The 17,022-nt window shown below is 60.3% G+C and carries 17 protein-coding genes; 13 read left to right on the plus strand and 4 right to left on the minus strand.

Features of this window, described 5'->3' with window-relative positions:
• The 4 genes from QBK88_RS26785 to QBK88_RS26800 form a co-directional block, all read left to right on the plus strand.
• A partial coding sequence (locus QBK88_RS26785) for a hypothetical protein (RefSeq protein ID WP_277964420.1) occupies positions 1-372 on the plus strand: 372 nt, incomplete at its 5' end.
• 10 nt (positions 373-382) lie between these two features.
• Positions 383-829, plus strand: coding sequence for a hypothetical protein (locus QBK88_RS26790; protein ID WP_277964421.1), 447 nt, complete (start codon positions 383-385; stop codon positions 827-829).
• 333 nt (positions 830-1,162) lie between these two features.
• On the plus strand, positions 1,163-1,408 hold the full coding sequence (locus QBK88_RS26795; RefSeq protein WP_277964422.1) for a hypothetical protein: 246 nt from the start codon (positions 1,163-1,165) through the stop codon (positions 1,406-1,408).
• Between the two features lie 234 nt (positions 1,409-1,642).
• Positions 1,643-2,074, plus strand: coding sequence for a hypothetical protein (locus tag QBK88_RS26800; RefSeq protein ID WP_277964423.1), 432 nt, complete (start codon positions 1,643-1,645; stop codon positions 2,072-2,074).
• A 632-nt stretch (positions 2,075-2,706) separates the two neighbouring features.
• Here QBK88_RS26800 and QBK88_RS26805 read toward each other — a convergent pair.
• The 3 genes from QBK88_RS26805 to QBK88_RS26815 all read right to left on the minus strand — a co-directional run bounded on the left by QBK88_RS26805 (position 2,707) and on the right by QBK88_RS26815 (position 4,393).
• Entirely contained in the window at positions 2,707-3,264 is a 558-nt protein-coding gene (locus tag QBK88_RS26805) for an RNA 2'-phosphotransferase (protein ID WP_277964424.1), read from the minus strand.
• 265 nt (positions 3,265-3,529) lie between these two features.
• Positions 3,530-3,901: a PilZ domain-containing protein gene (locus tag QBK88_RS26810; protein ID WP_268148211.1), complete on the minus strand. Its 372-nt coding sequence runs from the start codon at positions 3,899-3,901 to the stop codon at positions 3,530-3,532.
• A 42-nt stretch (positions 3,902-3,943) separates the two neighbouring features.
• Complete coding sequence (locus QBK88_RS26815) at positions 3,944-4,393, minus strand: methyltransferase family protein (protein WP_277964425.1); 450 nt, start codon at positions 4,391-4,393, stop codon at positions 3,944-3,946.
• A gap of 219 nt (positions 4,394-4,612) precedes the next feature.
• On the opposite strand from QBK88_RS26815, the gene QBK88_RS26820 reads away from it, so the two are divergent.
• The 3 genes from QBK88_RS26820 (at position 4,613) to yjiA (ending at position 7,993) form a co-directional block, all read left to right on the plus strand.
• Entirely contained in the window at positions 4,613-6,679 is a 2,067-nt protein-coding gene (locus QBK88_RS26820) for a carbon starvation CstA family protein (protein ID WP_277964426.1), read from the plus strand.
• 18 nt (positions 6,680-6,697) lie between these two features.
• Positions 6,698-6,895 carry a YbdD/YjiX family protein gene (locus QBK88_RS26825; protein WP_008371622.1) on the plus strand — a complete coding sequence of 66 codons (198 nt, stop codon included), beginning with the start codon at positions 6,698-6,700 and terminating at the stop codon, positions 6,893-6,895.
• A 141-nt stretch (positions 6,896-7,036) separates the two neighbouring features.
• Positions 7,037-7,993 (plus strand): GTPase, encoded by a 957-nt coding sequence (gene yjiA / locus QBK88_RS26830; protein ID WP_277964427.1) that lies wholly within the window; start codon positions 7,037-7,039, stop codon positions 7,991-7,993.
• Positions 7,994-8,052: 59 nt separating this feature from the next.
• On the opposite strand, the gene QBK88_RS26835 is transcribed toward yjiA, so the two are convergent.
• Complete coding sequence (locus tag QBK88_RS26835) at positions 8,053-9,600, minus strand: alkaline phosphatase D family protein (RefSeq protein WP_277964428.1); 1,548 nt, start codon at positions 9,598-9,600, stop codon at positions 8,053-8,055.
• Between the two features lie 193 nt (positions 9,601-9,793).
• On the opposite strand from QBK88_RS26835, the gene QBK88_RS26840 reads away from it, so the two are divergent.
• The 6 genes from QBK88_RS26840 (at position 9,794) to QBK88_RS26865 (ending at position 16,909) form a co-directional block, all read left to right on the plus strand.
• The gene (locus QBK88_RS26840) at positions 9,794-10,201 is read left to right on the plus strand and encodes an ExbD/TolR family protein (RefSeq protein WP_268148220.1); all 408 of its coding nucleotides are present in this window, start codon (positions 9,794-9,796) and stop codon (positions 10,199-10,201) included.
• A 2-nt stretch (positions 10,202-10,203) separates the two neighbouring features.
• Positions 10,204-10,929, plus strand: a complete 726-nt coding sequence (locus QBK88_RS26845) for an energy transducer TonB family protein (protein ID WP_277964452.1) — start codon at positions 10,204-10,206, stop codon at positions 10,927-10,929.
• Between the two features lie 25 nt (positions 10,930-10,954).
• Positions 10,955-13,234, plus strand: a complete 2,280-nt coding sequence (locus QBK88_RS26850) for a TonB-dependent receptor (RefSeq protein WP_277964429.1) — start codon at positions 10,955-10,957, stop codon at positions 13,232-13,234.
• A 24-nt stretch (positions 13,235-13,258) separates the two neighbouring features.
• Entirely contained in the window at positions 13,259-13,903 is a 645-nt protein-coding gene (locus tag QBK88_RS26855) for a MotA/TolQ/ExbB proton channel family protein (protein ID WP_277964430.1), read from the plus strand.
• A 67-nt stretch (positions 13,904-13,970) separates the two neighbouring features.
• Positions 13,971-15,182: a phospholipase D-like domain-containing protein gene (locus QBK88_RS26860; protein ID WP_277964431.1), complete on the plus strand. Its 1,212-nt coding sequence runs from the start codon at positions 13,971-13,973 to the stop codon at positions 15,180-15,182.
• A gap of 80 nt (positions 15,183-15,262) precedes the next feature.
• Positions 15,263-16,909 carry a bifunctional metallophosphatase/5'-nucleotidase gene (locus QBK88_RS26865; RefSeq protein WP_277964432.1) on the plus strand — a complete coding sequence of 549 codons (1,647 nt, stop codon included), beginning with the start codon at positions 15,263-15,265 and terminating at the stop codon, positions 16,907-16,909.
• Positions 16,910-17,022 lie beyond the last annotated feature (113 nt).

A 17,022-nucleotide genomic window follows, 5' to 3' on the forward strand; every position in this document is an offset into this window, starting at 1 on the left:
AAAAGGATTGCTAGTGCAAAAGCGACAGGCCAGATTGTACCTGACGTAATTAGTCCTACTTATCGAGAACTTCAGGGATTAAACAAAGGATTCCAAGCGCATCACACTTTGCCTCAATATTTGGGGAAGATGCTGGGGTATACGAAAAATGACATGCTGGATCACCCAGCGACTCTAATTACCCAGTACTCTCATACGGGAAAGGTGAATCCTGATGCTATGCATAAAGCGATAAGTAAGTATTTGCCTCCCATGGTAGGTGGTAAGCCGGCTACGTATACTTCTGGGCAAATAAGCTCGGGGTTGCAGAAAGCCTATGACGATATAGGGCGGCCCGAATTGTTTGACTCAATCAAGCACTTGATTAAATAGGTATGCAAGCATGAATGATAAGCAGATATATGATTTGGATGTTAATGATCTTGTTTGTTATGGCGTTTGGTACTTTCCTATGGATGAGTCTGCGGAAGATGAGCTAACAGTCCGCCCTCTCCTTGATAAGGAAACTTGTACTGACGCTCAAGTAATCGTTCGCGCTAGTTTTGTTGGGGGGGATGGTTCTAGTTACTTAGGCTATCTGTACTGGGATGGTGGTGGGGAAGTTGAGTATTTAAAGCCTGTCATTCTTCTTGAAGATGGCTCCTTTGTTACATTCTGGAATGGGATGGTTGAGCCGTCTTGGGCAGACTACTCTGCAAGAGCTCAACAGCTAAGGAATGGACTTCCTTTTTCATATGTTTCAGAATGTCTTCTCGAGCTGCCTGAAATTTCAGGGAGGCTTGAGGGACTATATTATTTAGATGAGGATCACATTTCCTGGGTAAGTTGATGGTGCAAAAGAGGCGACAGATAGCCTTTTAGTATCCGCTTTATCGCCGCTCAAAGACGGGCAGGCTATTGCCAGTGCAGGTAGAGCAGTTACTAAGCACCCGGAATATTTTGGATTTGATTCCAGGCAAGAGTTACGCCAAGTCTATCGCTCAGATACTCAGCTAAATGATTTGGCAGAAAAATCTGTTCAAGATATTTTGGAAAATGGAGTAAAAACGACTAGCGCTGGTGGTAGATACCCTAATAGGTGGGTAACCTACTCTTTACCAGACGGGAGGGCTGCTAGCTGGAGCGCTTCTGGTGATTTTATCGGCTTTAGAGGAGTGCAAAAATGATGCGTGAGTTAATCTTTGAAAAAGTTGGCGATGTTCATAGCACCTATCCATATCTTTGTGTATGCCTGCAAGGTGAAGTTGAACCGTTTTTGGAGATTGCAGTGACTGATGAACGAGACCTTGGTTTCACCGTCTACCCTAGAGAGTCCAATGTGGTTTTAGGTGTTCAAGACTTAACCGAAATATTAAATAGGGCGGGCATTTTTTTGCCGCAAGCATTGGAGAATAACGCTTCTGTCTAATTAAGTGGTGCGAAAGGCGCAAGCACTGCGCTGGAAACAACCAATCCCATTGCTGTAAATGGTAGTCGGGCAATCGATAAGGCACAGAGTTACGAAGGTGGTGTGAGTGGGATGTACCGTGCCGCTGCCTGATACACGTCATTTAGACGCGCATATGCCGGGAGGCTTTAGATATAATCCTGGCGGTCCTGGGTCAGCACTTCTAGCATACCCGCCGAAGAAAGGAACTGAGTAATGCATGTCACGCCGCTAGATCACGCGAAGCAGAAGTTAATCTTCTATGTGGCTCAGGATTTGGATCAATCAACTAAGTCTGATGTGCAGCAGCTTGTGAAAGATCTTGCTGCGTCAAGGGTATGGAGCATTGCGCCACCAAGCTTGATTGATGAGATAGACGAGAATGGCTTGGAGGTCGTAGGTGGGATGCTGGAAATTTATTCGGCTTTACCGCCGAGCATACTCCCTCTTGATGTGGACTCGAAGCATCTAGAGGAAGTAGAAGAGCTGATTGGTGCTGTTAGGTACTTATCTGAAAAAGCCAGCCTTTCCTTCCAGTTTCAATTGGATACTACCTATGTTGGTAGTATTGATGATGGCGTCGTTGATCGGGTTCTTCAGGAAGGCTTACTTGCGCCATGGAGAGAAAATCTCAGCGGGAAAAGTTGAATCAAGAGTACAAAGACAATATTCACCTGGCACCGATCTCGCGCCGGTGTTGTTTTACCTGCGGTCAGCACCAGGCGTAAATGCCTGTTGCTTTACGATTGTCAGGTGTTCTCTTTCTGTTGTCTCGTGTTGTTTTTCTGTTCTTTCTCAGTTGCTTATGTGTTTCTTTCGAGTTGCTTGATGGTGAATGTATGTCACGCCGTCTGAACTGCTAATTTTCTAGCTATCTTGCTGCTATCTGTTGCTATCTCTCTGCTATCGAGCTGATTTCTTTCTGCTATTTCCCGGCTACCGCTGCCAGCGGTCAGGCCGCTGGAAAAGGTTTTGACCCTCTGGCCGGTGCCTGTCCTTAAATTTGCGGTGTTTTCACGGTTGTATTCTGCCCTTAAACCCCAGAATTTTTGCGGGTAACGCTGAGTTGTACAAAATGTATTCCAGCCAAGGCCAAGCAGCGCGACATCTCAACATCCATATTATTGTCCGCATGCATACTCAGACGGCCACTCTGATCTATAGCGGAGATGAGGCTTAACGTAGTTGGCCCGCTCCTCAAGCTCTGCGTTAGAGAAGTGATCTAGATACGGACTGCGAAATTTGTTGGTAGCGCCGGCCAGCGCAGCCTTTGGCAGCGGCTACAGAGGGTTGTCCAGCCCCAAGAACCGAGCAGGAACGCTATCCACCAACCACACCCCATTCTCTGCTCGGAAAAACTTGAAGCCCTGCTGCCGCATCGCCTGTGTCTCGATACGCAGCACCACGGGTTTGCCATATCGCTGCCCCACTGCCGTCGCCGTGGCGGTGTCTTCCGCCAAATGCACATGGTGACGCGCGCCCGCGATCAGGCCTTGTTCGCGGATCGAGTCCAGAAAGCGGGTGGCGGTGCCGTGGTAAAGCAGGGCCGGTGGCTCTTGTTCCTGGTGTTGCAGATTGACGCTCGTGGTGGAGTGGCCTTGCACGGCGCGGATGCGCTGGCCGTTGCTGGAAAGGGCGAAGCGTTTTTTGTCGCTGCTGTCGACGACTGTACGAATCAGGTCTCGGTCCAGAGTGCGGCCTTGGCTGGCAGCGCCGGTGATCAGTTGATCGAGGTCGGCCCAGCCTTCGCTGTCCAGGGTCAAGCCGATGGTGTGGGGTTCGTGGCGCAGTACGTAACTGAGGAATTTGCTGAGGTCGTTGAGGGGCTTGCTGGTCACGGGTTGGTTTCCTGCCTTGAAATCGCTGCTCGTATTGGTGGGTCACCTACCAATCTGACGCTGAAAAATAAAGTTCGCGGATAATAAATCTGTGTTTGCTTCGTTCACGGTCGTTGTTGGTGGCCTAGGTTGCGCGACGCCAGTAAAACCCTTAGCCGCTGCGCTCGCGCATTATTGAGCCAATGCGACAACCCTGTCGACTAGCCGCAGCCTGGCTGCCGCGGCTACGGGGTCGCGGGGATGATCAAGGCATTGGCGCGCCGGCTCAAACCTCCACCAGCGCCCCCAACTCCCGCTCCAACTCCTCCATATCCCCCAGATTCAACTCAATGATCCGCCGCAAATGGCCAATATCCTCCAGCCCAATGTGCAGGCACGCAAACCCCAGATGCCCATGCTCTTCATGACGCAGCTCCGCATCCATGCGCACTTCGATCAGGTCGGTGAGGTGAATCTTGATCAGGAAATGCTTCTCGAGGTCGGCGGCTTCCCAATCCGCAGGGCGGTCGATCAGGGCGCCGCGCAGGGACAGGTCGATCAGTTTCGCCGGCCAGGTACGGTCGCCCTGGCTGATTTCGGTTTTGGCGTCGAAGGCGACGCGCTTGAAACGGCGGCGGTCGTCGTGGCTATCGGTCATGGGTGCGGCCCTCTGCGATTCCACTGACTATAGCCTAGTGTCTCAAAGCCATCTTCGAACCCGTCGACAATACTGACGATAGGCGTCGCCAAAGGTGCGCTCCAGTTGTGCCTCGTCAGGGCGGATGACCGCGCGGTTCATGATGGCGATCAGGGCGGGCAGTAACAACCAGGGCCAGATGCTGCTGAGCAACACGCCGATGCCGCAATAGCTCAGGGTATCGCCGAGGTTCACCGGGTTGCGGGACACCGCGAAGGGGCCGCTTTGCAGCAACTGGTCAGGCGTGTCGAAGTTGCTGGCGGTGGTGTGCTGGCGGCGAAAGCGCAGCATGGCCCAGAACGACAGGCCCTGGCCGAGAATGATCAGGGCCGCGCCCGTGGCTCGGGTCCAGCTGGTGTCCGGGATGGGCAAGGGCAGGGCGTAGCTCATGGCGATGGCCACGGCGATGAAGGTCAGGTACAGCAGCGGCGGTGGAAACGGAGCCTTGGGCATGGGGCGTTACCTGTGCGGTGGGCTTACTTATTGCGACCGGCTTTTGGCCGCGGTGTTCACTGGTCTGCTGGTACTTGCCAAGTGCCAGGCAAGGGCGGATAAAAATGACAGTCATCCTGTAAAAGAAGGCTCTAGACCAACGTGGGGGGTGGTCTTTCCCACGAGTGCCGCTAGACTCGCAGGGCTGACTTTCGTATCCACTTGGTTGGAATAAAAAAAATGAACAACAACAATAGTCTGCTGCGCCATCTGCCATGGCTCGTGGTGGCAGCATTAGGAGCGTGCGCCCTCGGCGTCGTGGCATTGCGCCGTGGCGAAGCGGTCAACGCACTGTGGATTGTGGTGGCTGCAGTGGCGATTTACCTCGTCGCTTATCGTTATTACAGCCTCTTCATCGCCAATACCGTGATGCAGCTGGACCCGCGCCGTGCCACGCCGGCCGTGGTCAACAACGACGGTCTGGACTATGTGCCGACCAACAAACATATTCTTTTCGGTCACCACTTTGCCGCCATCGCTGGCGCCGGCCCCTTGGTGGGCCCGGTACTGGCCGCGCAGATGGGTTACCTGCCGGGTACCCTGTGGCTGATCGCCGGCGTGGTGCTGGCCGGCGCCGTGCAGGACTTCCTGGTGCTGTTCATGTCCACCCGCCGCAACGGTCGTTCGCTGGGCGACATGGTGCGCGAGGAGATGGGCCGCATTCCGGGCACCATCGCCCTGTTCGGCTGCTTCCTGATCATGATCATCATCCTTGCCGTGCTGGCGCTGATCGTGGTCAAGGCCCTGGCCGACAGCCCATGGGGTATGTTCACGGTAATGGCGACCATCCCCATCGCGATGTTCATGGGCGTGTACATGCGCTATATCCGCCCGGGCCGCATTGGTGAGATCTCGATCATCGGCGTGCTGTTGCTGCTGGGCTCCATCTGGCTGGGGGGCCAGATCGCCGCAGACCCGCAGTGGAACAAAGCATTCAGCTTCACCGGTATCCAGATTACCTGGATGCTGATCGGTTATGGCGCGGTCTCGGCGGTACTGCCGGTATGGCTGGTGCTGGCGCCGCGTGACTACCTGTCGACCTTCCTGAAGATCGGTACCATCATCGCCCTGGCGATCGGCATTCTGATCACCACGCCGCTGCTGAAAATGCCGGCACTGACCCAGTTCATCGACGGCACCGGCCCGGTGTGGAAGGGCGGCCTGTTCCCGTTCCTGTTCATCACCATCGCCTGTGGCGCGGTGTCGGGTTTCCACGCGCTGATCTCCTCGGGCACCACGCCCAAGCTGCTGGATAACGAAGTCAACGCCCGCTACATCGGTTACGGCGGCATGCTGATGGAGTCGTTCGTGGCCATCATGGCCATGGTTGCCGCGTCGGTGATCGAGCCAGGTGTGTACTTCGCCATGAACAGCCCGCCCGCCGTGGTAGGGACTGATGTGGTGGCGGTAGCGACCGCGGTCAGCAACTGGGGCTTTGCCATTACCCCGGATGCCCTGCAGGCCGTGGCCCATGACATTGGTGAAAACACCATTCTGGCCCGCGCCGGTGGCGCGCCGACCCTGGCGGTAGGTATCGCGCAGATCCTGCACCATGTGCTGCCGGGCGAGAACACCATGGCGTTCTGGTACCACTTCGCGATCCTGTTCGAGGCGCTGTTCATCCTTACCGCGGTAGACGCCGGTACCCGTGCCGGGCGTTTCATGCTGCAGGACTTGCTGGGCTCGTTCGTGCCAGCGCTCAAGCGCACTGAATCGTGGACGGCCAACATCATCGGCACGGCGGGTTGCGTGGCGCTGTGGGGCTACCTGCTGTATCAGGGCGTGGTCGACCCGCTGGGCGGCATCAATACCCTGTGGCCGCTGTTCGGTATTTCCAACCAGATGCTGGCCGGCATCGCGCTGATGCTGGGCGTGGTGGTACTGATCAAGATGAAGCGCCAGCGCTACATCTGGGTGCCGTTGATTCCAGCAGTGTGGTTGCTGGTGTGCACCACGACGGCAGGCTTCATCAAGCTGTTCGACGCCAACCCGGCGGTGGGCTTCCTGGCCCTGGCCAAGAAATACAGTACCGCGCTGGACGCCGGGCAAGTGATTGCCCCGGCCAAGGACATCGACCAGATGCAACACGTGATCTTCAATGCCTACACCAACGCGACACTGACCGGGCTGTTCCTGTTCGTGGTGTTCGCGATCCTGGTGTACGCCATCAAGGTCAGCATCGCCGCGTGGGGCAAGAAGGAGCGTACCGACAAGGAAGCACCTTTCCAGGCGGTGCCTGGTGCATGACCAACGAGGTAGGCAGACATGTTCAATGACCTGAGCCGGCTTGGCAAATACCTGGGGCAGGCCGCCCGCCTGATGGTAGGCATGCCCGACTACGACAACTACGTAGAGCACATGCAGACCAAGCACCCGGACAAGCCGGTGATGGACTACGAGGCGTTCTTCCGCGAACGCCAGGAGGCCCGCTACGGCGGCAAGGGCGGGCCGAAGTGTTGTTGAGTTAAGGACTTTACCTGCTGACCCTTCTGGAACCGGGCGAAGCTCGGGAAACAGACGCTGCGATACCCTCTGGTACACCGCGTCGCCTGTTTCCCGAGCTTCGCCCGGTCCTGCATGTGTAGGCTGAAACCTGGAGAATCGATGTTGTCTTCCCCCATCCCCGTCACCATCCTCAGCGGCTTCCTGGGCGCTGGCAAGACCACCTTGCTGCGCCACCTGCTCAAGGCCGAACATGGCTTGAAAATCGCAGTCATCGAGAACGAATTCAGTGACGCCGGCATCGATACCCAGCTGCTGGGCGATGCGCCGGTGCAGGTCATGACCCTGGCCAACGGTTGTGTGTGCTGCACTATCCACACCGACCTGACCAAGGCGCTGTACCTATTGCTGGAGCGCGTGGACAGTGGCGAGATCGCGTTCGACCGCCTGGTGATCGAATGCACCGGCCTGGCGGACCCGGCCCCGGTGGCGCAGACCTTTTTCATCGATGAAGAACTGCGCGAGCGCTATATCCTGGACGGCATCATCACCCTGGTGGACGCCGCCAACGCCGACGTGCACCTGGCCGAGACCATCGCCCAGGCCCAGGTAGGCTTTGCCGACCGGCTGCTGGTGAGCAAGACAGACCTGGTCACGCCCCAAGCCTTCGAAGCCCTGAGCCAGCGCCTGACCCGCATCAACCGCCGCGCACCGGTACGCGTGGTGGAACACGGCCGTATCGACCTGGCCGAGCTGCTGGATGTGCGCGGTTTCAACCTCAATGGCAGCCTGAGCGTGCGGCCGGTGGTAGCTGCAGCCAGCGTCGACCGCATATCCAGCATGGTGTTGCGCACCGACAAGCCGCTGGATATCGACCGCCTCAGCGACTTCATGAACCAGTTGCTGGAGGACCACGGGCGGCAGTTGCTGCGCTACAAGGGCGTGCTGAGCATCGCCGGGGAAGATCGGCGCCTGGTGTTCCAGGGCGTGTTGAAGCTGTATGGCTTTGACTGGGATACCGAATGGGCCGAGGGCGAGGCGCGTGAGAGCGTGATGGTGTTCATCGCCGATGACCTGCCTGAGGCCAGGATTCGGGAAGGCTTCGAAGCCCTGACCTGACACCGTTGGCGTGTGGGAGCTGGCTTGCCAGTGAGCCAGCTTCCGCAGGTATTGCCACGTCAGGCGTCCTGCGCGCCAGTGCGCCCATCTTCGACGACGAAGCGCTTGAGCGTCGACACCGTCGCCGCCGGATCCCGACAATCCGACACTACCTGAAAGCGCGTCTCCATCTGCCGTTGGCCCAAGGTCACCGACACATAACCCCGTTGCCGACTGTCGAAGAACCGCACATGTGGGTTCAACGGCAGGATCGCTTTGAACGCCTCGTACGGCGGCCCATCCGACGTCACCGAGGTGCCCACGAACTCCGTGGCCACGGTCTTGTTCGCCACCTGCAGGTCGGTGGTCCAGAACGAATGAATATCCCCGCCAAAAAACACGGGGTTGCGTACCCGGCTTGCATCGATATGGTTGAGCAACCGCGTGCGCGTGGCGCTGTAGCCGTCCCAGCCATCGGTCCAGTGGCCCTGGGCGCCGGTCTGCAGGTCTTTCTGGACCAGCGGCGCCACCAGCAAGTCCTGGGCAATGACGTTCCAGCGCGCCGGTGACTGGCGCAAGCCGTCGCGCAGCCAGGCTTCCTGTTCCCAGCCCAGCAAGGTGCGCGTGGGATCATCCAGGTCCGCGCACGTCGCTACATGCCCGCCATGGCGGCCGTCGGGCTGTATGCACGGTTGCTCCGTGCGGTACTGGCGGCCATCCAGGACATGGAAACGCGCCAGCTGGCCGTAGTCCAGGCGGCGGTATACGCGCATATCAGGACCGCGGGGCTGGCTGGCGCGGCGCAGTGGCATGTGTTCGTAGAAGGCCTGGTAGGCCGCGGCGCGGCGCTTGAGGAACAGCGCCGGGTCGACACCAGGGTCCTGGGACCAGCGGTTGGCATAGTCATTCTGCACCTCATGGTCGTCCCAGGTGGCCACGCTGGGGGCCGCGGCGTGCAAGGCCTGCAGGTCGGGGTCGCGTTTGTACTGGGTGTAGCGGTTGCGGTAGCCGGCCAGGTCGCTGATGTCGGTGAGGGCGTGGGCGCGGATGATCTTGTTCGAGCCTGCCGGGTAGGAGCTGTCGTAGATGTAGTCACCCAGGAAGAACACCAGGTCGGGGCGTTCGTCGGCCAGGTGGCGGTAAGCGCTGAAGTACCCGCGCTCCCAGTGGGAGCAGGAAACAAAGCCCAGCGTGAGGGCCCGGTTGGTGGCCTGGTCCCTGGCAGGGGCCGTGCGGGATTCGCCCAGCGGGCTTTGCTCGCCCAGGGCTTCGAAGCGGTACCAGTAGGGCCGGCCCGGTTCCAGGCCTGTCACTTCTACATGCACGGAATGGGCGAAGTTTGTGTCAGCAAGTTTCTGCCCGCGACGCACCACGCGGGTCATGGCTGGGTCGCTGGCCACGCTCCAGCGCACGGGAACCGTGGCCTTCAACTGGCCGGCCAAAGGTGCCAGGCGGGTCCATATCACGAAACCGTCAGGCAGTGGGTCACCCGATGCCACGCCCAGCGTGAAGGGGTATTCCACCCCCGTGCTGCGGGCGAAGGGGCTCAGGATAGACAGTGCCATGCCGGCGCCGATAGCGGCTACCACACGGCGCCGGGGCAGGTCGATAACGCTTGGGTCTGTCATGGGAGATTCTGTCTCCTCGGTCAAAAAAACATGGATCCTGACGCCTGCGCATTGCGGTTCAGTGAACAGAAAATGAACAGTTGAATGGTCATGAAAATGCACTCTGTCCGCCGCGAACCCTTCAAATACGGGTAACCGATCAGTCATTTTCGGCTGCTAGCTTGGCGCCCCTAACTTAAAAGGAGGGGGCACCATGAGAACCTGGGACGAGCCAAAAAAGCGCAAGGCGCACATCGAACTCATACCCATGATCGATGTGATGATGTTCCTGCTGGTGTTTTTCGTGCTGGTCAGCCTGAACGTGATCCCGGCCCTGGGCATGAAGACCCAGCTACCCAGCGCGGCCCACGCGCAACCGCTCAAGCCACAGAACAAGTCGATCCTGACCCTGGGCATCGACGGCCAATTGCAGCTCGACGGCCAGGCCACCACGATCGACGCCCTGGTGCCGGCGCTCAAGGCGCTGGAGAAGCCGGACACCAAGACCACCATCATCGTCAACAGCGACAAGGGCGTGGAAGTGGCACGCCTGGTGGAAGTGATGGACACCCTGCGCGGCGGTGGTTTCACCTCCGTGTCGATCGCTACCCGCAAATCATGAGCCTGTACGCTTTTTACCGTGCGCGCCAGTGGCTGGGCGGGCTGCCCGCACTGGCGGCGCTGGTCATCATTGTGATTGGCGTGCGTACCGAGCCGTTGAAGATCGAGCCCACCTACGACGAGTCGGCCGTGGAGCTGGCGCTGGTCGAGCCTGAGCCCGAGAAGCCCGTGGAGCCGGTGGTGGAAACACCGCCGCCACCGCCGGTGGTCGAGGAAGAGGAAGCGGCCCTGCCACCGCCGCCCAAACCCGTGCCCAAACCGGTACCGCCCAAGCCTGTGCCACCCAAACCAACGCCCAAACCGGTGGTGAAGGCCACCCCGGTGGCCAAGCCGCAACCGGCCCCGGCCGCCACCAACGCGCCAGCGCCGGTGGTAGCCCAGGCAAAACCGGCACCGGCGCCCGTGCCACCCAAGGTCGACAGCCAGGCCCTGGAAGGCGGTTACCTGCAAGGTTTGCGCGGTGAGATCGACCGCTTCAAGCAGTACCCCACCAGCCGCCAGGCCGCCCTGGAACGCCCCACGGGAGAGGTGGTGGTGTGGCTGTTGGTAGACCGTGCCGGCAACGTCCTGGACTCCGGCATCCAGACGCAGGCCTCCAGCATGCTGCTCAACCGCGCGGCCAGCACCAGCCTGCGGCGTATCAAGCAAGTCAAGCCGTTCCCAGAGCAAGCCTTCGGCGGGCGCAGCCAACAGCGCTTTACCGCCACTTTCAACTACAGCGTGCAATAAGCACCGACCGCACAGGAAGCAAGCAATGAGGTATAGCAAGTTACGCCTGGCCTTGATCGCTGCCGGCATGGCCCACGGGGTCGCCATGGCCGACACCAACGAGTCGGACGTCGGCACCATTGGCGTCGAAGGAAAGGCCACGGTTGGCTCCGGCTACATGGTGCCCGAAGAGGCGGCCAAGTCGCGGTCCACGGTCACCAAGGAGGCACTGGACAAGCAGACCGCCACCGGCAATGCCATCGACAAGCTCAAGTATGTGCCTGGCCTGAACATTTCCAGCGAAGACAGCACCGGCCTGTCCGGCTTCAAGTTCACCATGCGGGGCATGAACTCCGACCAGGTGGGCATGTCGGTGGACGGCATGCCCATCAACGACTCGGGCAACTACGCGTTGTACTCCAACCTGCTGGGCGACCCGGAAAACATCGACCAGATATTCGTCACCCAGGGCGCTTCGGAAGCAGACGGCCCGCACATCGGCTCCAGCGGTGGCAACATCGGTATCGTGACCATTCGCCCCACCAAGGAAACCGGGGTGTTCGTCAAGCAGACCGTGGGCAGCAACAGCACCTACAAGACCTTCGCCCGGGTCAACACCGGTGAGGTCAACGGCCTGAGCAACTGGTTGTCGATGTCCCACGAGGAAGGCCAGAAATGGCGCGGCGACGGCGCCGTGCGGGCCGACAAGGTGGAGTGGAACAGCTTCTTCGACGCCGGTGACGGCAACACCGCCAACCTGATCCTCAAGTACCACAAGCAGGAAAACAACAGCTACAGCCAGTTGACCAAGTCGCAGTTCACCCAGTACGGCCGCGACTACGACCCGTACCCCTCGGTGGCCACCAAAAACAGCAGCGGCAAGATCACCAGCTACTACGGGCTGGCGCTGAACCCTTTCGAAACCTTCACGGCGGTGCTGAACACCAACTTCAAACTGGCCGACAACCTGTCGCTGTCCGTGATCCCGTATTACTACTACGGCAACGGTGGGGGTGTGGGCAGTTCCAGCTATGCGCTCAACAGCAGTTCCAGCACCAGTGGCGTATACGACCTGAGCAACCTGTCCACGGCAGCCCAGTACAACGCTGACGGTACCTCCAACAGCGGCGTGTACTACCGTTCTTCCCTGACGCAGACCTGGCGCCCGGGTATCACCACCAAGCTGAACTGGGACCTGGGCGACCACAGCCTGCAGTTTGGCTACTGGTTCGAAGACGCCCGCCAGCGCCAGACCCAGCCGTTCGTGAGCATCAACTCCGCCGGCAAGCCCGACGACATCTGGGCCGACAGCGACTACGTGGTGGATGCCAATGGCAACAAGGTGCAGGGCCGCAACCGCTTCACCGAAACCCCGGCGCAGAAGGTCTGGGCGCAGGATACCTGGTACCTGACCCCGGACTGGACGCTGATCGGCGGCCTGTCGTTCATGAACGTGGAACGCAAGGGCCACAACCTGGGCAGCATTACCGAGGCCGAGGAAAAGCGCGACCAGAGCTACAACAAGTTCCTGCCCAACGTGGGCATCAAGTACCAGTTGGACGAGAACAACCAGCTGTTCTACAGCCTGTCGCGCAATATGCGCATTCCGCAGAACTACGTGCTGTACGACGCCAACGAGACCTCCATCGACCTCAAGCCCGAGACCAGCTGGAACCACGAGCTGGGCTGGCGCTACCAGCAGCCGAACATGAGCCTGTCGGCGAGCCTGTTCTACATGAAGTTCCAGAACCGCCAGGTGTCGTCCAAGGATGAGAACGGCGACTACGCGGACATCAACGTGGGTGAAGTGGACAACTCCGGACTGGAACTGGCGTGGAGCGGCCTGCTGCCGCACAACTTCAATTACTACACCTCGTATACCTACACCAAGGCCGAGCAGAAAGATGACATGGTGGCCTACAACAACGGCGTGGCGGTGACCCTGCCCACCTCGGGCAAGCAGTTCGCCAACGTGCCGCGCAACATGCTGGCGGCCAACATCGGCTATGACGACGGCCACTACTACGGCACCTTCGGCGGCAAGTACACCAGCAAGATCTACGGTGACCTGACCAACGACGAAAGCATTCCCGGCCGTACCGTGTTCAACCTCGGTGCCGGTATCTACCTGCCTGTGGACCACCGCTTCTTCAAGGACGCCACCCTGCGCCTGAACGTCGACAACCTGTTCGACAAGAAGTACCTGGACGGCGTGTACACGGTGAAAACCAACTCGGCCACCTACGGCGGTTACCGCGACGGCGACCCTGCCTACATCGTCGGTGTCGAGCGCACCGTGACTGTGGCCCTCGAAGCCAATTTCTGATGGCAAACCACTGGAGCTGAACCCATGAATACCAACCTGATGCACGACGTCACGTTCTATGTGATGTACGGCGCCCTGGCCATTGCCGTGTTCATCATCATCGAGCGTTCACTGTACTTCGCCTACGTACGCCGCCAGGCCTCGCGCCTGCTCGGTGCTTTGGCCGACAGCCACGGAGTGCGCGAGCTACCCCCCGAGCTGACGGCGCGCAACAGCCTGCCCCTGGTGATGGTCAACGCCGTGCTCAAGCAAAAGGCGGCCATCGGCACCCGCAAGGACCTGGATGACGTGATCGACGGCCAGTACCTGCACACCCGTGCACCGCTGGCGCGCAGCCTGTGGATCATCGAAACCATCACCACGGCGGCACCGCTGCTGGGCCTGCTGGGGACCATCCTGGGCATCATCGACACCTTCAAGGCGCTGGCCAGCGCTGGCGTGTCCGACCCGGGGCAAATCTCGGCCGGTATCGGCACGGCGCTGTATGCCACGGGCCTGGGCATCGCCATCGCGTTGTTCTGCATTATCTTTCACAACCTGTTCCAGGACCGCCTTGAGCGCATCAACGAACAGCTGAAGATGCTGCTGATCCGCGCGGCCATGGGGGCTCGCACCGTCGCCGAAACCGACCTGCTGGAAGCCGACGCCCCCCGCTACCGTACTGCTTGAGTTAAAACGCCGCAGGCCCACGTGTGTCCCACAGGGGGCACGTGGGCCGCATCAGCCTGGAGTCACCATGTTCAACTACTATCTGGGCGCCCTGGCGCTCCTGCTTTCGGTCCCTCAGGCCCACGCCGATTTCAGCATCCCCGGCTTCGAACTGGTGCACACCGTGCCCACCGGCACTGCCCTGGCCACTCCAGACCTGCGCAGCCCCGGGCCGGTGTGGATGCAGCTGTTCGACAACGCCCGCCACAGCATCGACATCGAACAGTTCTATGCCGTTGACCACCCCGGCTCCGTCATGGCGCAAGTGCTCCAGCGCCTGGAAGCTGCCGGCAGACGCGGGGTGAAAATCCGTTTCCTGCTGGAAGACAAGGGCCAGAAACTCTCCGACCCCGGCACCCTCACACGGCTGCGCGCCATTCCCAACCTGACGTTCGCCGTACTGCCGTATGCCAAGCTGACCGGCAACGGCATCATCCACGCCAAGTTCATGGTGGTGGACGGTGCGCGGGCGTTTGTCGGCAGCCAGAACTTCGACTGGCGTTCGCTGGAGCATATCCACGAAACCGGCCTGCTGATCAGCGAACCGCAGATGGCTGCGCAGGTGCAGGCCATCTTCGACCAGGACTGGCGCGCCGAGCAGGCCTTGAGCCAGAACCAGCCGGCGCCACTGCCCGCACCCGCCCAGCCGACACCGCGTACCGGCAATTACCTGGTGGCCAGCCCCGCCCGTTACAACCCGCCCGGCGTGGGGGATTCCGAACAGGAGCTGCCGCGCCTGTTGGCCGAAGCGAAGAAAGAGATCCGCGTGCAACTGCTCGACTATGCGCCGCTGGCCTACGGGCCCGACAACACCCGGCCGTATTACCCGGTCATCGATAATGCCCTGCGCGCCGCTGCGGCACGCGGTGTGCTGGTGAAACTGATGGTCTCGGACTGGAACACCGCGCCACCGGAGCTGGTGTACCTCAAGAGCCTGGCGGTGTTGCCTAATGTGCAGGTGCGTATCGTGACCCTGCCCGAAGCCTCGGAAGGTTTTATCCCTTATGCTCGGGTGATTCATACCAAAACCCTGGAAGTGGACAGGCAGGTAGCCTGGGTGGGCACCAGCAACTGGCTGGGCGGCTACCTGGACAAGTCGCGCAACCTGGAAGTGGTGATGCGCAACCCGGCCATGGCGGCGCGGATCGAGCAGTTGCATGCGCAACTGTGGGATGGTCCCTATGCCCGGCCACTGGACATCAACCGCGATTACCCCAAGCCCCACCCGGGCACACAATAAAGGGCACCGCTATCGGTGCAGGTGCTGGCTTGCCAGCGAGCTATTGGTACCGAACAGCTGGAGAACTCAAGGAGAGTGCGATGTACCGAGTGTTTAAAACCGCGGCCCTGACACTGGCGCTGGCCATCGCTGGCTGTGCATCGGCCCCGCCCAAACCGGTGGCGGTGAACATCGTTGCCATCAATGACCTGCACGGGTACCTGCAGGCCAACGGCTATGCCTACAAGGACGCCAGCGGCAGCGTTCAACGGGTAGAGGCGGGCGGTATCGCCACCCTGGGGGGCATGCTGGACCAATTGCGCAAGCAAGACCCGCAACTGCTGTTCATCGGCGCCGGCGACCTGGTAGGCGCCAGCCCGCCGCTGTCGGCCATGTGGGCCGATGAGCCGACCTTGCTGGCCCTGCGCGGCATGGGCCTGAAGTTCAGCACCATCGGCAACCACGAACTGGACAACGGCAAGGCCGAGTTCCTGCGCCAGGCCAACGGTGGCTGCCAGTCTTCGCGGCCTGACAAGGCCTGTCGGTTCCAGGCCGATTTTCCCGGTGGCGGCTTCCCCTACCTGGCGGCCAATCTGATCGATACCGACACCGGCAAGCCGTTGCTGCCGGCTTACCACATAGAGACCGTGCACGGGGTGAAGGTAGCCTTCGTCGGGGCAGTGCTGCATGACGTGGCCAAGGTGGTCAGCGTCAAGGGCATGCAGGGCCTGAAGGCTACCGACGAAGCGGACGCCATCAATGCCGTGGTTCCCCAGCTCAAGGCCCAGGGCGTCAACGCCATCGTCGCCGTGGTGCACCAGGGCGGCGATACGCCGGAGCCCTACGACAAGCCGAACTGCAGCCACTTGCAAGGCGATATCGTCGACGTGGCCCAGCGCCTGGATCCGGCAGTGGATGTGTTGATCTCGGCGCACTCGCACCAGGGTTACCTGTGCAAGGTGGGCAACCTGCTGGTAACCCAGGGCAGTTCCTACGGCCACCTGCTGACCCATCTGACCCTTGAAGTGACCCCGGGTACCCACCAGGTCACCGCCATCGAGGCACAGAATCTGCTGGCCGACCCGCGCAAGTATTACCCGGACGCCAAGATGGCTGCCTTGCAGCAAGAAGTGGAGGCGCGCAGCAATACGGTGCTGCTGCGCCCTGTCGGCACGCCAGGTGCCCCTGCCATCAGTGCCGCGGCCGATGCCAACGGCGAGTCACCCCTGGGTGACCTGATCACCGATGCCCAGTTGGCCATGACCCGCACGTTTGGCGCACAGATCGCCTTCACCAACCAGGGCGGCATCCGCAACCACCTGATCCTGGTACCGGGGCAGACCCAGCTCACGTATGCCCAGGTCGCCAGCGTGCAGCCGTTCAACAACACCCTGGTGTTGATGAACCTGACGGGCGCGCAGTTGCAGCAGGTGCTGAACCAGCAGTGGCAGGGCAACGACTTCAACCCGTTGCAGGTGTCCAGGGGGTTCAGTTATCGCTGGGCGGATAACAGGGTGGTGCCGGGCAGCCTGATGCTGGATGGCAAGCCGGTGCGGCTGGAGCAAACCTACCGGGTGGTGATGAACAGCTTTCTGTCGGGCGGCGGCGACCGGTTTTCGGTGTTCCAGCAAGGTGCGCAGCGCGAGGATAGCCGCATGGTCGACCTTGATGCGCTGCTGGGGTACCTGGCGCAGCAGCCGAACGCGGGGGCTGGTTCGCCGGCGGGGCGCATCATCCGCGTTCGCTGATTACCGCATCGCTTGCTTCCCGAGCTTCGCCCGGTCCCACAGGGCAGTGCGGCGCGATCACCTGAGGGACCGGGCGAAGCTCGGGAAGCAGGCACTGCCTGTCCCCAGGCATA

The sequence above is a fragment of the Pseudomonas sp. RIT-To-2 genome, assembly GCF_029623465.1.
Lineage (GTDB): Bacteria > Pseudomonadota > Gammaproteobacteria > Pseudomonadales > Pseudomonadaceae > Aquipseudomonas > Aquipseudomonas silvicola.

Bases quoted from the DNA above. Each gene is read 5' to 3' on its own strand.
- QBK88_RS26795 (WP_277964422.1), top strand. From the start codon at position 1,163: ATGATGCGTGAGTTAATCTTTGAAAAAGTTGGCGATGTTCATAGCACC.
- QBK88_RS26855 (WP_277964430.1), top strand. From the start codon at position 13,259: ATGAATACCAACCTGATGCACGACGTCACGTTCTATGTGATGTACGGC.
- QBK88_RS26860 (WP_277964431.1), top strand. From the start codon at position 13,971: ATGTTCAACTACTATCTGGGCGCCCTGGCGCTCCTGCTTTCGGTCCCT.
- QBK88_RS26865 (WP_277964432.1), top strand. From the start codon at position 15,263: ATGTACCGAGTGTTTAAAACCGCGGCCCTGACACTGGCGCTGGCCATC.
- QBK88_RS26825 (WP_008371622.1), top strand. From the start codon at position 6,698: ATGTTCAATGACCTGAGCCGGCTTGGCAAATACCTGGGGCAGGCCGCC.
- QBK88_RS26850 (WP_277964429.1), top strand. From the start codon at position 10,955: ATGAGGTATAGCAAGTTACGCCTGGCCTTGATCGCTGCCGGCATGGCC.
- QBK88_RS26810 (WP_268148211.1), bottom strand. From the start codon at position 3,901: ATGACCGATAGCCACGACGACCGCCGCCGTTTCAAGCGCGTCGCCTTC.
- QBK88_RS26835 (WP_277964428.1), bottom strand. From the start codon at position 9,600: ATGACAGACCCAAGCGTTATCGACCTGCCCCGGCGCCGTGTGGTAGCC.
- QBK88_RS26840 (WP_268148220.1), top strand. From the start codon at position 9,794: ATGAGAACCTGGGACGAGCCAAAAAAGCGCAAGGCGCACATCGAACTC.
- QBK88_RS26790 (WP_277964421.1), top strand. From the start codon at position 383: ATGAATGATAAGCAGATATATGATTTGGATGTTAATGATCTTGTTTGT.
- yjiA (WP_277964427.1), top strand. From the start codon at position 7,037: ATGTTGTCTTCCCCCATCCCCGTCACCATCCTCAGCGGCTTCCTGGGC.
- QBK88_RS26815 (WP_277964425.1), bottom strand. From the start codon at position 4,393: ATGCCCAAGGCTCCGTTTCCACCGCCGCTGCTGTACCTGACCTTCATC.
- QBK88_RS26800 (WP_277964423.1), top strand. From the start codon at position 1,643: ATGCATGTCACGCCGCTAGATCACGCGAAGCAGAAGTTAATCTTCTAT.
- QBK88_RS26820 (WP_277964426.1), top strand. From the start codon at position 4,613: ATGAACAACAACAATAGTCTGCTGCGCCATCTGCCATGGCTCGTGGTG.